Annotated in this window: 11 protein-coding genes and 1 pseudogene; 3 read left to right on the top strand and 9 right to left on the bottom strand. The window is 52.2% G+C overall.

All coding sequences use genetic code 11. From position 1 onward, the window contains the following. Positions 1-206: 206 nt before the first annotated feature. The 3 genes from KE671_RS22045 (at position 207) to KE671_RS22035 (ending at position 2554) form a co-directional block, all read left to right on the top strand. Positions 207-1745 (top strand): sensor domain-containing diguanylate cyclase, encoded by a 1539-nt coding sequence (locus KE671_RS22045; RefSeq protein ID WP_206164744.1) that lies wholly within the window; start codon positions 207-209, stop codon positions 1743-1745. A 181-nt stretch (positions 1746-1926) separates the two neighbouring features. After that, on the top strand, positions 1927-2235 hold the full coding sequence (locus tag KE671_RS22040; RefSeq protein ID WP_206164743.1) for a PTS sugar transporter subunit IIB: 309 nt from the start codon (positions 1927-1929) through the stop codon (positions 2233-2235). Between the two features lies 1 nt (position 2236). Beyond that, positions 2237-2554, top strand: a complete 318-nt coding sequence (locus tag KE671_RS22035) for a PTS lactose/cellobiose transporter subunit IIA (RefSeq protein ID WP_206164742.1) — start codon at positions 2237-2239, stop codon at positions 2552-2554. 187 nt (positions 2555-2741) lie between these two features. Here the strand turns inward: KE671_RS22035 and rpoC are convergent, their stop codons facing one another. The 9 genes and pseudogenes from rpoC to tuf form a co-directional block, all read right to left on the bottom strand. Next, positions 2742-6965: a DNA-directed RNA polymerase subunit beta' gene (gene rpoC / locus KE671_RS22030; RefSeq protein WP_195297425.1), complete on the bottom strand. Its 4224-nt coding sequence runs from the start codon at positions 6963-6965 to the stop codon at positions 2742-2744. A 76-nt stretch (positions 6966-7041) separates the two neighbouring features. Then, the gene (gene rpoB, locus KE671_RS22025; RefSeq protein ID WP_206164741.1) at positions 7042-11070 is read right to left on the bottom strand and encodes a DNA-directed RNA polymerase subunit beta; all 4029 of its coding nucleotides are present in this window, start codon (positions 11068-11070) and stop codon (positions 7042-7044) included. A 319-nt stretch (positions 11071-11389) separates the two neighbouring features. Next, positions 11390-11755 carry a 50S ribosomal protein L7/L12 gene (rplL, locus tag KE671_RS22020; protein ID WP_012133812.1) on the bottom strand — a complete coding sequence of 122 codons (366 nt, stop codon included), beginning with the start codon at positions 11753-11755 and terminating at the stop codon, positions 11390-11392. 66 nt (positions 11756-11821) lie between these two features. After that, complete coding sequence (rplJ, locus tag KE671_RS22015; protein WP_042293041.1) at positions 11822-12319, bottom strand: 50S ribosomal protein L10; 498 nt, start codon at positions 12317-12319, stop codon at positions 11822-11824. 336 nt (positions 12320-12655) lie between these two features. Beyond that, positions 12656-13360, bottom strand: a complete 705-nt coding sequence (gene rplA, locus KE671_RS22010) for a 50S ribosomal protein L1 (protein ID WP_206164740.1) — start codon at positions 13358-13360, stop codon at positions 12656-12658. Between the two features lie 3 nt (positions 13361-13363). Continuing rightward, positions 13364-13792: a 50S ribosomal protein L11 gene (gene rplK / locus KE671_RS22005; protein WP_012133815.1), complete on the bottom strand. Its 429-nt coding sequence runs from the start codon at positions 13790-13792 to the stop codon at positions 13364-13366. A 279-nt stretch (positions 13793-14071) separates the two neighbouring features. Then, on the bottom strand, positions 14072-14617 hold the full coding sequence (gene nusG / locus KE671_RS22000; RefSeq protein ID WP_003862341.1) for a transcription termination/antitermination protein NusG: 546 nt from the start codon (positions 14615-14617) through the stop codon (positions 14072-14074). A 1-nt stretch (position 14618) separates the two neighbouring features. Beyond that, a complete protein-coding gene (gene secE, locus KE671_RS21995; protein WP_046493551.1) occupies positions 14619-15002 on the bottom strand; it encodes a preprotein translocase subunit SecE in 384 nt (127 codons plus the stop codon). 239 nt (positions 15003-15241) lie between these two features. Further along, positions 15242-15426 (bottom strand): annotated as a pseudogene (tuf, locus tag KE671_RS21990) (elongation factor Tu); the annotation flags it as partial.

The following is a 15426-nucleotide window of genomic DNA, read 5'->3' as shown; positions in this document are numbered from 1 at the left end:
CGCCCTGCCTTCACTAAAATCAGCGAGATAAAACCCCAATTTCGGCCATAAATGGCCGCAGGGGCGTACACTTCTTAAGATAAATCATCTCGAATTATCTTAGCCAGATTATAATTGCCTACATTCTTTCCTGATATGCAGAGCCACATTGCTGGTTTCACTTCGCACTTCTCTTCAGGATCTACACTTTCTGGATAAGTACAGTAATGGCAGGTCATAACAGAAAACTTTCATTCACGACGCCAATCCTGGTGAGCTTTACGGGGATCATACTCAGTTTCGTGTTGATCGCCGTATTCATTACCTTTACGCAGAAAAGTGATTTTCTGGAAGATTATCATGGGATTAATCGGAACTTTACCCATAACCTGGCGGTAAACTATACCGAGTCTTTGCTACGCGAAAATGATTATATTCTGGGCCGTGCGGCGACCTACTTTGCTCGCAATGACCACCTGAACGCTACGGTGAACCTCGACCCGGAAGAGGGCCTGAAAACCATCATGCAATTGCAGACGCTGATGCCGTCAGTTTCCTCGATCTCTTTGGCGGATACAGAAGGTCATTACCTGCGCGCCCCCCAGGTGCAAAACACCGAACGCAGCAAAACGTTCGATGTGAAATCTCGTCCCTGGTTTATGGAGCAGGCAGAAGCCAGTACGTTTAGTAACTATACCGCGCCCTATATTGACTATTTTACACACAACCCGACAGTGACGATCTACAAACCGGTCATCTCTCCCGAAGGGAAAATGAAAGGTACGATTGCGTTTCACCTTGATCTGACGTCGATGGGCTACACGTTGCGGCAGATGGTGGCTCCCGTTCAGGGCGAGTTTTTTGTGGTCGACCGTGATGGAAAAGTGGTGCTGCATCCGGATACGGGCGCGCTGTTTAAACAGTATGTCAGTAAAAAAATCATGCTCCGAATGACCAGCGGTGAAGGACATCTGTATGACCCGGACACTCAGGACTGGTACTACTATTATTCGTTCACCAACCCGGACTGGTTTGTGATTTATCGGGTTTCTGGTACGACACTCGTCGACCTGACACGCCATGAGACCAACATTGTCATCTGGGGATTTGCCCTCGCGGCGATCATCATTGCCCTGTTTGGTCTCTATCTACGCCACGCTTCACGCACGGTGCTGATGAACATCATTAACGCGATCAAGACCGGCGATGTAAAACGCGCACCGCGCCTTGAAGCAATGTTGAGCAAAGCTATCGAGTCCAACAAGGAGCGCGAACTGGCTTACGTCCGGCAGGCGACGATTGATGCCCTGACTGGTTGTAAAAACCGTCGTGCTTTTGACAGCGATATCGCCGCGCTGATGAACGATCACCAACCGTTCGCCCTGGCACTGGTAGATATTGATAACTTTAAGTCCATCAACGATACCTGGGGACATCTGAACGGCGACATCGTCCTGCGCAACGTCGCGCGCGAAGGGATTCAGATCATGCAACCCGCCGCCGTTTCCGTCTATCGCTATGGCGGTGAGGAGTTTGCCGTGCTGTTCTCGGGTGAGCAACTAAACCACGCGCATACCCTACTGGAACGCTGGCGCATTGAGGTTGCACAGCGCTCATGGCGTGAAGAGGGCCTGCACGTCACCTTTAGCGCTGGGCTCGGGGAATGGAATCTGGAAGCGCAAGAACAGCTGATCATGCGTGTTGATGAAGCACTCTATAAAGCCAAACAGGAAGGAAAAAACCGGATTATTGTCGCGAATCGCTAATCATCCCTTCCCCACAACGCCCGTTACGACGGGCTTTTTTTTATTATGAGAAAAACCGCAACCGGTTTCATTATTTGCGCGATTTCTTTGTGATGGCTTACACACATTCGCGGTAAGGCGGTTGTTCTCCTCACTTGCTCAGACTAAAGATGAGGTATCAATGGAACCGTGGGAACGAACTATGAAAAATATCGTTTTATGCTGTGCCGCCGGGATGTCCACCAGCATGCTGGTACAACGAATGAAAGATGCTGCTCAAAAAAAAGGGATCGAGGTGACGATCAAGGCGGTGCCTGTTGCAGAGTTTAAAGAGAATATCGCCACGGCGGATATCGTCCTGTTGGGCCCGCAGGTCAAATATGAACAGGCAAAATTGCAGGCGCTGGCCGATCCGTTCGGTAAGAAAGTCGCCGTGATCGACATGATGGATTACGGCATGATGAAAGGCGATGCCGTTCTGGACAAAGCCCTGCAGTTGATGGAGCCATAACATGGAAGAGTTAGAAACCATCATTATGGAACTGCTGGTGAATGCAGGAACCGCACGAAGCCAGGCATTGACCGCCCTGCAACTGGCCCGCAAAGGTGACTTTGCCGGTGCCGAACAGGCGATGGAAGAGTCACGGGATTACGTCAAGCTGGCGCATAAAATCCAGACGCAGCTGATCGGGATCGATGAAGGGACCGGTAAACTGCCGGTAAATCTGATCACCGTCCACTCGCAGGATCATCTGATGAACGCGATGGTCATTCAGGATCTGGCAGGCGACATGATTGAATTGTATCGCAGGTTGCCGCCAGTCAATTGATGAAACGCCTTATCCGTCCCTACGGGACGCATACTCCAGTTTGTAGGCCTGATTAGCGCAGCGCCATCAGGCGCATCACCAAAGAGTGCCGGATGGCAGCTTCAACTTATCCGGCCTACAACGCAGCCATAAAAAAAAGGCCAGTCCGGAGACTGGCCTTTTCAACTTATCGCACTAGCATGAACGATTACTCGTTATCAGAACCACCCAGACCTGCGTTCAGCAGTTCTGCCAGGCTGGCAGAGGCGTCTTCTGCAGTCACCTGCGGCGCAGCCGGGAGTTCACCCGCAGCACGGCGACGCATACGATCCTGGTGGTACGCATAACCGGTACCCGCCGGGATCAGACGACCTACGATAACGTTCTCTTTCAGGCCACGCAGTTCGTCGCGTTTACCTGCAACGGCTGCTTCGGTCAGGACACGCGTGGTCTCCTGGAACGATGCGGCAGAGATGAACGATTCAGTTGCCAGAGACGCTTTGGTGATACCCAGCAGATCGCGGGAGAACGTTGCACCCACTTTGCCGTTCGCTTCCAGTTCGCGGTTTGCGATCTTGACGCGAGAGTATTCAACCTGTTCGCCTTCCAGGAAGTCGGAGCTACCAGCGCTTTCAATGGTGGCTTTACGCAGCATCTGACGAACGATAACTTCGATGTGTTTATCGTTAATCTTAACGCCCTGCAGACGGTATACATCCTGAACTTCGTTAACGATGTAACGAGTTACAGCATGAACACCACGCAGACGCAGAATGTCGTGCGGTGCTTCCGGACCGTCGGAAACCACGTCACCACGTTCTACACGTTCACCTTCGAACACGTTGAGCTGACGCCATTTAGGAATCATCTCTTCGTACGGATCGCTACCATCTACCGGGGTGATAACCAGACGACGTTTCCCTTTGGTTTCTTTACCGAAGGAAATGATACCGCTGATCTCAGCCAGGATTGCCGGCTCTTTCGGACGACGTGCTTCAAACAGGTCCGCAACGCGCGGCAGACCACCGGTGATATCCTTGGTACCGCCGGATTCCTGCGGAACACGCGCCAGGGTGTCACCAGAACTGATCTGTACGCCATCTTCCAACTGAACAATCGCTTTACCCGGCAGGAAGTACTGCGCAGGCATATCGGTACCCGGGATCAGAACATCGTTACCCTGAGCATCAACGATTTTCAGCGCAGGACGCAGATCTTTACCACCGGTAGTACGTTCTGCGGAATCCAGAACCACCAGAGAAGACAGACCGGTTAACTCGTCGGTCTGACGCGTAATGGTCTGGCCGTCGATCATGTCAGTGAAGCGGACAAAACCACTCACTTCCGTGATAACCGGCATGGTGTGCGGATCCCAGTTTGCAACGGTTTCACCGCCGGCAACCTGCTCGCCATCACCTTTCGCCATCACAGAGCCGTAAGGCACTTTATAGCTTTCTTTGGTACGACCGAATTCGTCGATCAGTTTCAGCTCAGTGTTACGGGAGGTGATCACCAGTTTACCGCTGGAGTTCACAACCGACTTCGCATTGCTCAGACGGATGCTACCTTTGTTTTTCACCTGGATGCTGGATTCAGCAGCCGCACGAGATGCCGCACCACCGATGTGGAACGTACGCATCGTCAGCTGTGTACCCGGCTCACCGATGGACTGTGCCGCGATAACGCCGATAGCTTCACCTTTGTTGATGATGTGGCCACGCGCCAGGTCACGACCGTAGCAGTGCGCACATACACCAAAGTCGGTGTCACAGGATACAACAGAACGAACTTTCACAGAGTCAACGGAGTTGGCTTCCAGCAGGTCACACCACTGTTCGTGCAGCAGCGTGTTGCGTGGAACCAGAATGTCCGCCGTACCCGGCTTCAGAATGTCTTCCGCAGTCACACGACCCAGAACGCGATCGCGCAGTGGCTCTTTAACGTCGCCACCTTCGATAACCGGCGTCATGGTGATGCCTTCCAGGGTACCGCAGTCGTCTTCAGTAACGACCAGGTCCTGTGCAACGTCAACCAGACGACGCGTCAGGTAACCGGAGTTCGCTGTTTTCAGTGCGGTATCCGCCAGACCTTTACGCGCACCGTGCGTGGAGATGAAGTACTGGAGTACGTTCAGACCTTCACGGAAGTTCGCGGTGATCGGCGTTTCGATGATGGAGCCATCCGGCTTCGCCATCAGACCACGCATACCGGCCAACTGACGAATCTGTGCAGCAGAACCACGCGCACCGGAGTCGGCCATCATGTAGATGCTGTTGAAAGAAACCTGCTGTTCTTCCTGACCGTCACGGTTAATCACGGTTTCGGTTTGCAGGTTATCCATCATCGCTTTGGATACACGATCGTTAGCCGCAGCCCAGATATCGATCACTTTGTTGTAGCGTTCGCCAGCGGTTACCAAACCAGACTGGAACTGTTCCTGGATCTCAGCAACTTCCGCTTCCGCTTCAGAGATGATCTCGTGTTTTTTCTCCGGGATGACCATGTCATCAATACCAACGGAGGCACCCGAACGCGCTGCATAAGCAAAGCCGGTGTACATCGTCTGGTCCGCAAAAATAACGGTCGGTTTCAGGCCCAGAATACGGTAGCAAGTGTTCAGCATTTTGGAGATGGCTTTCTTACCCAGCGCCTGGTTGACGATGGAGAAAGGCAGACCTTTCGGTACGATCATCCACAGAATGGCACGGCCAACGGTCGTGTCTTTCAGACTGGTGTGCGCAACGAACTCGCCATTAGCATCTTTTTCGTATTCGGTGATACGCACTTTAACGCGCGCATGCAGAGAGGCCAGGCCAGCGCGATAAATACGCTCAGCTTCTTTCGGCCCGGTCAGCACCATGCCTTCGCCTTTGGCGTTAACACAGTCACGGGTCATGTAGTACAGACCCAATACAACGTCCTGAGACGGCACGATGATCGGTTCGCCGTTCGCCGGGGACAGGATGTTGTTGGTAGACATCATCAGCGCACGCGCTTCGAGCTGGGCTTCCAGCGTCAGCGGTACGTGAACAGCCATCTGGTCACCATCGAAGTCGGCGTTGTATGCCGCACAAACCAGCGGGTGCAGCTGGATAGCTTTACCTTCGATCAGTACCGGTTCAAAGGCCTGGATACCCAGACGGTGCAGGGTTGGTGCACGGTTCAACAGTACCGGGTGTTCGCGGATCACTTCGTCCAGGATATCCCAAACGACAGCTTCTTCACGCTCAACCATTTTCTTCGCGGCTTTGATGGTGGTGGCGAGGCCACGCAGTTCCAGCTTGCCGTAGATGAACGGTTTGAACAGCTCCAGCGCCATTTTCTTCGGCAGACCGCACTGATGCAGACGCAGGTATGGACCTACGGTGATAACAGAACGACCGGAGTAGTCAACACGCTTACCGAGCAGGTTCTGACGGAAACGACCCTGTTTACCTTTGATCATATCGGCCAAAGATTTCAGAGGACGTTTGTTAGAACCGGTGATCGCACGACCACGACGACCGTTATCCAGCAGGGCGTCAACCGCTTCCTGCAGCATACGTTTTTCGTTGCGTACGATGATGTCCGGCGCCGCCAGATCCAGCAGACGCTTCAGACGGTTGTTACGGTTGATCACGCGACGATACAGATCGTTCAGATCCGATGTTGCGAAACGACCACCATCCAGCGGAACCAGCGGACGCAAATCTGGCGGCAGAACCGGCAGAACGGTCAGGATCATCCACTCTGGCTTGTTGCCAGACTGTACGAATGCTTCCAGCAGTTTGATACGCTTGGTCAGCTTCTTACGCTTGGTTTCGGAGTTGGTTTCGTTCAGCTCTTCGCGCAGAGTTTCACACTCTTGCTCCAGATCCATGCTCTTCAGCAGGGCCTGGATCGCTTCCGCACCCATCTTCGCGTCAAATTCGTCACCGAATTCTTCCAGCGCATCCAGATACTGTTCTTCAGTCAGGATCTGCTGACGTTCCAGATTGGTCATACCGCCTTCGATAACCACATAGGATTCGAAGTACAGTACACGTTCGATATCGCGCAGCGGCATATCGAGCAGCAGGCCGATACGGGACGGCAGAGATTTCAGGAACCAGATGTGAGCAGTCGGGGACGCCAGCTCGATGTGGCCCATACGCTCACGGCGTACTTTAGTCTGGGTCACTTCAACGCCGCACTTCTCACAGATCACACCACGGTGTTTCAGGCGCTTGTACTTACCGCACAGGCACTCGTAGTCTTTTACCGGCCCAAAGATACGGGCGCAGAAAAGGCCGTCACGCTCAGGCTTGAACGTACGGTAGTTAATGGTTTCCGGCTTCTTAACTTCACCGAAAGACCATGAACGGATCATGTCTGGCGAAGCCAGAGCAATTTTGATCGCATCAAACTCTTCGGTTTTAGTTTGCGCTTTCAGAAACTTTAATAAGTCTTTCACGGATTTGCTCCCGTCGGAGTTAGCACATTCCGCTGCCGGGTGTTATCCCGGCAGCAGTGACCTGTTTGAGCGAGAATTACTCGTCTTCCAGTTCGATGTTGATACCCAGCGAACGAATCTCTTTCAACAGTACGTTGAAGGATTCCGGCATGCCCGGTTCCATCTGATGGTTGCCGTCTACGATGTTCTTATACATCTTAGTACGACCGTTCACGTCATCAGACTTAACGGTGAGCATTTCCTGCAGGGTGTATGCCGCGCCGTATGCTTCCAGCGCCCACACTTCCATCTCCCCGAAGCGCTGACCACCGAACTGCGCCTTACCACCCAGCGGCTGCTGAGTAACCAGGCTGTAGGAACCGGTGGAACGAGCGTGCATCTTATCGTCGACCAGGTGGTTCAGTTTCAGCATGTACATGTAACCTACGGTTACCGGACGCTCGAACTGCTCACCCGTACGGCCGTCGAACAGCGTGATCTGACCGGAAGTCGGCAGGTCACCCAGTTTCAGCAGCTCTTTAATTTCCGCTTCTTTCGCACCGTCGAACACTGGCGTTGCGATTGGCATACCTTTGCGCAGGTTTTCAGCCAGACGCAGAACTTCTTCATCGCTGAAGGTATTCAGGTCAACTTTCTGACGAACGTCAGCGCCCAGATCGTACGCACGCTGGATGAATTCGCGCAGTTTCGCGACTTCCTGCTGCTGTTTCAGCATGGCGTTGATCTTATCGCCGATACCTTTTGCAGCCATACCCAGGTGGGTTTCCAGAATCTGACCGATGTTCATACGAGACGGTACACCCAGCGGGTTCAGTACGATATCTACCGGCGTACCGTTAGCATCGTGCGGCATATCTTCGATCGGGTTGATCTTAGAAATTACACCCTTGTTACCGTGACGACCTGCCATCTTGTCACCAGGCTGGATACGGCGTTTAACGGCCAGATATACCTTAACAATCTTCAGCACGCCCGGTGCCAGATCGTCGCCCTGGGTGATTTTGCGGCGTTTCGCTTCGAGTTTTTTCTCGAACTCGTGTTTCAGTTCGTCGTACTGCTCAGCCAGCTGTTCCAGCTGATTTTGTTTCTCTTCGTCGGTCAGACCGAGTTCCAGCCAGCGATCGCGAGGCAGTTTGTCAAGCTTCTCAGCTTCTACGCCACCGGCAACCAGCACAGCGTAGATACGGCTAAACAGGCCAGCTTCGAGGATCTGCAGTTCTTCAGACAGGTCTTTCTTCGCCTGTTTCAGCTGCATCTCTTCGATTTCGAGCGCACGTTTGTCTTTTTCTACGCCATCGCGAGTAAAGACCTGAACGTCGATAACCGTACCGGAAACACCGTTTGGTACGCGCAGAGAAGAGTCTTTAACGTCAGACGCTTTCTCACCGAAGATCGCACGCAGCAGTTTCTCTTCTGGCGTCAGCTGGGTTTCACCTTTCGGCGTAACCTTACCAACCAGAATATCGCCGCCGGTCACTTCCGCACCAATGTAAACGATACCGGATTCATCCAGTTTGGAGAGTGCAGCTTCACCCACGTTCGGGATGTCAGCAGTGATCTCTTCCGGCCCCAGTTTGGTGTCACGAGACACGCACGCCAGTTCCTGAATGTGGATGGTGGTGAAACGATCTTCCAGGACAACACGCTCGGAGACGAGGATGGAGTCTTCGAAGTTGTAACCGTTCCACGGCATGAACGCGACGCGCATGTTCTGGCCGAGCGCCAGTTCACCGAGGTCGGTAGACGGGCCATCTGCCAGTACATCGCCACGTTCAACAGGCTCACCCAGAGAGACACACGGCATCTGGTTGATACAGGTGTTCTGGTTAGAACGGGTGTATTTAGTCAGGTTATAGATGTCGATACCCGCTTCGCCCGGATACATCTCATCTTCGTTAACTTTGATAACGATACGGGACGCATCGACGTACTGAACGGTACCGCCACGCTTAGCCACCGCAGTAACACCGGAGTCAACGGCAACAGCACGTTCCATACCGGTACCTACCAGCGGCTTGTCGGCACGCAGAGTCGGAACGGCCTGACGTTGCATGTTCGCACCCATCAATGCACGGTTGGCGTCATCGTGTTCCAGGAACGGGATCAGGGACGCACCGACGGAAACCACCTGCTGGGTGGAAACGTCCATGTAGTCAACCTGGTCGCGGCTGAAGAGGCTCGATTCGCCTTTACTACGGCAGGTCACCAGATCTTCTACGAAGTGGCCATCGTCATCCAGGTTGGAGTTCGCCTGAGCGATAACGAAGTTACCTTCTTCAATCGCAGACAGGTAATGAATCTCATCAGTCACTACACCATCAACAACGCGACGGTACGGCGTCTCGAGGAAGCCATATTCGTTAGTCTGTGCGTACACGGACAGGGAGTTGATCAGACCGATGTTCGGACCTTCAGGCGTTTCGATAGGACATACGCGACCATAGTGAGTCGGGTGTACGTCTCGAACTTCAAAGCCGGCACGTTCACGAGTCAAACCGCCTGGGCCGAGTGCAGAGATACGACGTTTGTGCGTAATCTCAGACAGCGGGTTGTTCTGGTCCATAAACTGAGACAGTTGGCTGGAACCAAAGAACTCTTTCACTGCTGCAGAAATCGGTTTGGCGTTGATCATGTCCTGAGGCATCAGGGTATCAAGATCGCCCAGAGACAGACGCTCTTTCACCGCACGCTCAACACGTACCAGGCCAACGCGGAACTGGTTTTCCGCCATTTCGCCTACGGAACGGATACGACGGTTGCCGAGGTGGTCGATATCATCGACTTCGCCTTTACCGTTACGGATATCGATGAGCTTCTTCATCACTTCGATGATGTCGTCTTTGCTCAGGATACCGGAACCTTCGATTTCGTCGCGCAGCAGAGAACGGTTGAACTTCATGCGACCGACCGCAGACAGGTCATAACGGTCTTCAGAGAAGAACAGGTTCTCAAACAGGCTTTCAGCCGCTTCACGTGTCGGCGGCTCACCCGGGCGCATCATGCGGTAGATTTCTACCAGCGCGCTCAGACGATCGTTAGTCGGGTCGACGCGTACGGTTTCAGAAATGTACGGGCCGTGGTCCAGATCGTTGGTGAACAGGGTTTCGATACGTTTGTGGCCAGACTGGCTCAGCTTAGCCAGCAGATCCAGGCTCAGCTCCATGTTAGCCGGGCAGATCAGCTCGCCAGTGGATTCGTCAACGTAATCTTTCGCAGCCACTTTGCCCGCAATGTACTCAACCGGAACTTCGATATGTTTGATATCGTCTTTTTCCAGTTGGCGGATGTGACGCGCAGTGATGCGGCGGCCTTTTTCAACGTAGATTTTACCGTTCGCTTCGATATCGAAGGAGGCGGTTTCACCACGCAGACGTTCAGGCACCAGCTCCATCTGCAGCTTGTTGTCGCGAATCTCGAAAATGACTTTTTCGAAGAACAGATCCAGGATCTGCTCTGTCGTGTAGTTCAGCGCACGCAGAATAATGGTCGCAGGCAGTTTACGGCGACGGTCGATACGTACGAACAGGTTGTCCTTCGGATCGAATTCGAAGTCCAGCCAGGAACCACGGTAAGGAATGATACGCGCGTTATACAGCACTTTACCCGACGAGTGGGTTTTGCCTTTGTCGGAGTCAAAGAAGACGCCAGGGCTACGGTGCAGCTGAGAAACGATAACACGCTCAGTACCGTTGATCACAAAGGTACCGTTATCGGTCATGAGCGGAATTTCGCCCATGTACACTTCTTGCTCTTTAATGTCTTTAACGGTGCCTTCCGGCGCTTCGCGCTCGTAGATCACCAGACGCAGTTTTACGCGCAGCGGTGCGGAATAGGTCACGCCACGGATCTGACATTCCTGAACGTCAAACACCGGTTCGCCAAGGCGGTAGCTGACGTATTGCAGCTCGGAATTACCGCTGTAGCTCTGAATCGGGAATACGGAACGGAAGGCGGCTTCCAGACCATACTGCCCCTCAGGATCTTGCTCGATAAACTTCTGAAACGAGTCAAGCTGGATAGAAAGGAGATAAGGCACATCCAGAACTTGTGGACGTTTACCAAAATCCTTACGAATACGTTTTTTCTCGGTATAGGAGTAAACCATAGGGTTCCTCAGCTCGCTGACAAGTCGACCCATCTGTCCATTGAGCGGACAGTTTGTGCAACACTATTTTGTTGACCGGAAAATCGAATACTTTCCGCAATGCCTGTTGCTATCACGCTTAAACCATTTCATTGCGATTTACACAGAACGGACGTCCTGTCGCAGTATATTAAGTCGTCGATAGAAACAAGCATTGAAAGGCACAGCAGTAGTCAAACAGTGTGAAACGCTACTGGCGCCTTACAGCGCAAAAAGGCTGGTGACCAAAAAGTCACCAGCCATCAGCCTAATTTCTCAGGCTGCAACCGGAAGGGTTGGCTTATTTAACTTCAACTTCAGCGCCAGCTTCTTCCAGAGATTTTTTCAGTGCTTCTGCGTCATCTTTGCTCACGCCTTCTTTCAGAGCGGCCGGAGCAGATTCTACCAGGTCTTTAGCTTCTTTCAGACCCAGGCCAGTTGCGCCACGTACTGCTTTGATTACAGCAACTTTGTTAGCGCCAGCAGCTTTCAGAATTACGTCGAATTCAGTTTTTTCTTCAGCAGCTTCAACCGGGCCAGCAGCTACAGCGACAGCAGCAGCAGCGGAAACACCGAATTTTTCTTCCATTGCAGAGATCAGTTCTACAACGTCCATTACGGACATAGCGGATACTGCTTCAATGATTTGATCTTTAGTGATAGACATTTAAATTGTTCCTGAATATCAGAATAAGTTTATACGTAAGCGGATGCTTGAAAAAGATAACTGCGATTAAGCAGCTTCTTTCGCATCGCGTACAGCAGCCAGAGTACGAACCAGTTTGCCAGCCGAAGCTTCTTTCATGGTTGCCATCAGGCGTGCAATTGCTTCTTCGTAGGTCGGCAGAGTTGCCAGGCGGTCGATCTGAGACGCCGGGATCAGCTCACCTTCAAAGGCAGCGGCTTTGACCTCAAATTTTGCATTCGCTTTCGCGAACTCTTTGAACAGACGAGCAGCAGCGCCCGGGTGTTCCATAGAGTATGCAATCAGGGTCGGACCAACAAACGTGTCTTTCAGGCACTCGAACGGAGAACCTTCAACAGCACGACGCAGCAAGGTGTTACGAACAACACGCATGTAAACGCCAGCTTCACGACCTGCTTTACGCAGTTCAGTCATTTTATCTACAGTTACGCCACGGGAATCCGCAACTACTGCAGACAGCGCGCCTTTGGCTACTTCGCTGACTTCAGCAACAATCGCTTGTTTGTCTTGAAGATTTAAAGCCATTAGCTTTGCTCCTGGATGTTTGCCGGAACTCATGTTCCGGAACTCACTTCACTCTTTCCAACGAAAAGAGCGTCTTAATACGGTGAGCAGAAACAAGCCAGAATATCCAAAAATAATCTTAGCGTTCTGTCACCGTCTACGCAGGGGATTAAGTCTCTTACGAAACACCTGCGGTCTTCGACGGAGGCCTGGATAGGCCAGGCTCCAACGAACAAATCTGTTCTATGTCTTCGTCTTTCGAACCGCAATTCAAATGACTTACATAGCGTCTGTATCTTTCAACAGAAACGTGGGGGTAGAATTGTAGACAAATCCACCGCCCACGTAAAGCTAATCTTAGTTCGCGGAAGCGCTCAGACCAGCCTGATCAACGGCAACGCCAGCACCCATGGTGGTGGAGATGCTAACTTTCTTGATGTACACGCCTTTTGCCTGAGACGGTTTTGCTTTTTTCAGCGCAACCAGCAGAGCTTCCAGGTTTTCTTTCAATTTGTCAGCGTCAAAATCCACTTTACCGATGGTAGTGTGGATGATGCCGTTTTTGTCGTTACGGTAACGAACCTGACCGGCTTTAGCGTTCTTAACCGCTTCAGCAACGTTAGGCGTTACAGTACCTACTTTCGGGTTCGGCATCAGGCCACGCGGACCCAGAACCTGGCCCAGCTGGCCAACAACGCGCATTGCATCCGGAGAAGCAATAACAACGTCAAAGTTCATTTCGCCTTTCTTGATCTGGTCAGCCAGATCTTCCATACCTACCAGTTCAGCGCCAGCAGCTTTAGCAGCTTCAGCGTTTGCACCCTGGGTAAATACGGCTACGCGAACGGAACGGCCAGTACCGTGCGGCAGTACAGTTGCACCACGTACGTTCTGGTCAGATTTACGCGCATCAATGCCGAGGTTAACGGCAACGTCTACGCTTTCTACGAACTTAGCAGTAGCCAGTTCTTTCAGCAGAGAGATAGCTTCGTTGATGTCGTACTGTTTGGTCGCATCAACTTTCTCACGGATCACACGCATGCGCTTGGTCAGTTTAGCCATTTCTTAGTCCTCCACTACCAGGCCCATGGAACGTGCAGTACCTTCGATGGAGCGAGTCATCGCTTCAATGTCGGCACCAGTCATGTCGGCAGCTTTGGTCTGCGCGATTTCCTGCAGCTGAGCGCGGGAAATTTTACCTACTTTGTCTTTGTTCGGCTTACCGGAACCAGACTTAATACCAGCCGCTTTCTTCAGCAGAACTGCTGCCGGAGGCGTTTTGGTAATGAAGGTGAAAGAACGGTCAGCGTAAACGGTGATAACAACCGGAATCGGCAGACCTTTTTCGATGGAATCAGTCTTAGCGTTGAACGCTTTGCAGAATTCCATGATGTTAACACCCTGTTGACCCAGAGCAGGACCAACCGGCGGACTCGGGTTCGCCATACCAGCTGCAACCTGCAGCTTGACGTAGGCTTGGACTTTCTTAGCCATTCTCAATTTCCTCTGTTGGGTGATAACGCCTTACACTTCATCCTTCAGGCCGCCTCTACGTTAGCTGCCTTCTCTCGAACCAGTCACTTACTGATGTAAGCTCCTGGTTTTCGCTCAGTTGCCGCCTTGATGCAACCTGAATGATTTTGTGTAAATAACGGCTCCCCGTGATATAAAAATTCGTTCTACGGGCCAGGCCCATAAAAACAAAAGGCGCGAAATTGTATTCCAATCTCGCGCCTTGTGCAACGATTAAATCGCCGCTTTTTTGATCGCTACTTAGGCTTTCTCAACCTGGGCAAAGTCCAGTTCTACCGGGGTCGCACGACCGAAGATAGAGACGGACACTTTCAGGCGGGACTTCTCATAGTCCACTTCTTCAACGACGCCATTAAAGTCTGCGAACGGACCATCGTTGACACGCACCATTTCACCCGGTTCAAACAGCGTTTTCGGACGCGGCTTATCACCCACCTGCTGCAGACGGTTCATAATCGCATCAACTTCTTTATCGCTGATAGGTGCCGGACGATCAGACGTACCGCCGATAAAGCCCATCACACGCGGCACGCTACGCACCAGGTGCCAGCTCGCGTCATTCATGACCATCTGGACCAGCACATAACCCGGGAAGAATTTACGCTCGCTCTTACGGCGCTGCCCACCACGGATTTCGACCACTTCTTCGGTCGGCACCATGACTTCGCCAAACAACTCTTCCATATTGTGTAATTTGATATGCTCACGCAGCGACGTTGCTACGCGGCCTTCAAAACCGGAAAACGCCTGAACGACGTACCAGCGCTTTTTAGGAGCTTCAGACATCTCAGAACCTCAGGCCAGTGATAAAGGAAACCAGGCGAACCAGAATACCATCCAGTCCCCACAGGATCAGTGACATTACTGCGGTAACCGCAGCCACAATCAGCGTGGTGTGCAATGTTTCCTGGCGAGTCGGCCAAATGACCTTACGTACTTCAGTACGCGCTTCGCGGGCAAAAGCAACGGTAGCTTTACCTTTTGTCGTCAACAGCGCGACACCACCCGCTGCAGCAATCAGAATTACTACGGCCAGCGCACGCAGCGGCAGCATCATGTCACGATAAAGATAGTTGCCAACGATTGCCACGATCAGCAAAGCTACAACCACAATCCACTTTATCGCTTCCAGGCCACGCCCGCTCCCTTGAGCTTCGGTATTCGCACTCATAAACCAACCTGTCAGAAGTATTCTACAAATAATTTCACCCCGCGAATGCGAGGCTAACCAGTCAACCTTGTGCCGAAATGTATTTGGGCATTCCGGGCTCAACGCCCTCTTCAGAGCCTGTCTCAGCAATGATTATGACAAATAAAATCACTGATGAGCCAGGTTCTGGTTCGAAAGCGTGCAAAAAGGGCATCAAATGATGCCCTTTTAATGCGCATTGCGTCAAATGTTATCAGCGATTAGCTGAGAACTTTAGCAACAACGCCTGCGCCTACTGTACGGCCGCCTTCACGGATTGCGAAACGCAGACCGTCGTCCATCGCGATCGGGTGGATCAGGGTAACAACCATTTTGATGTTGTCGCCCGGCATTACCATCTCAACGCCTTCCGGCAGTTCGATGGTGCCAGTCACGTCAGTTGTAC

Origin of the sequence: Citrobacter amalonaticus (assembly GCF_018252635.1) — a bacterium.
GTDB classification, from domain to species: domain Bacteria; phylum Pseudomonadota; class Gammaproteobacteria; order Enterobacterales; family Enterobacteriaceae; genus Citrobacter_A; species Citrobacter_A amalonaticus_E.
The sequence above is the reverse complement of the archived record's forward strand: the minus strand, read 5'-3'. Positions and strand labels throughout refer to the sequence as shown.

Bases quoted from the DNA above. Each gene is read 5' to 3' on its own strand.
- KE671_RS22045 (WP_206164744.1), top strand. From the start codon at position 207: ATGGCAGGTCATAACAGAAAACTTTCATTCACGACGCCAATCCTGGTG.
- KE671_RS22040 (WP_206164743.1), top strand. From the start codon at position 1,927: ATGAAAAATATCGTTTTATGCTGTGCCGCCGGGATGTCCACCAGCATG.
- KE671_RS22035 (WP_206164742.1), top strand. From the start codon at position 2,237: ATGGAAGAGTTAGAAACCATCATTATGGAACTGCTGGTGAATGCAGGA.
- rpoB (WP_206164741.1), bottom strand. From the start codon at position 11,070: ATGGTTTACTCCTATACCGAGAAAAAACGTATTCGTAAGGATTTTGGT.
- rplL (WP_012133812.1), bottom strand. From the start codon at position 11,755: ATGTCTATCACTAAAGATCAAATCATTGAAGCAGTATCCGCTATGTCC.
- rplJ (WP_042293041.1), bottom strand. From the start codon at position 12,319: ATGGCTTTAAATCTTCAAGACAAACAAGCGATTGTTGCTGAAGTCAGC.
- rplA (WP_206164740.1), bottom strand. From the start codon at position 13,360: ATGGCTAAACTGACCAAGCGCATGCGTGTGATCCGTGAGAAAGTTGAT.
- rplK (WP_012133815.1), bottom strand. From the start codon at position 13,792: ATGGCTAAGAAAGTCCAAGCCTACGTCAAGCTGCAGGTTGCAGCTGGT.
- nusG (WP_003862341.1), bottom strand. From the start codon at position 14,617: ATGTCTGAAGCTCCTAAAAAGCGCTGGTACGTCGTTCAGGCGTTTTCC.
- secE (WP_046493551.1), bottom strand. From the start codon at position 15,002: ATGAGTGCGAATACCGAAGCTCAAGGGAGCGGGCGTGGCCTGGAAGCG.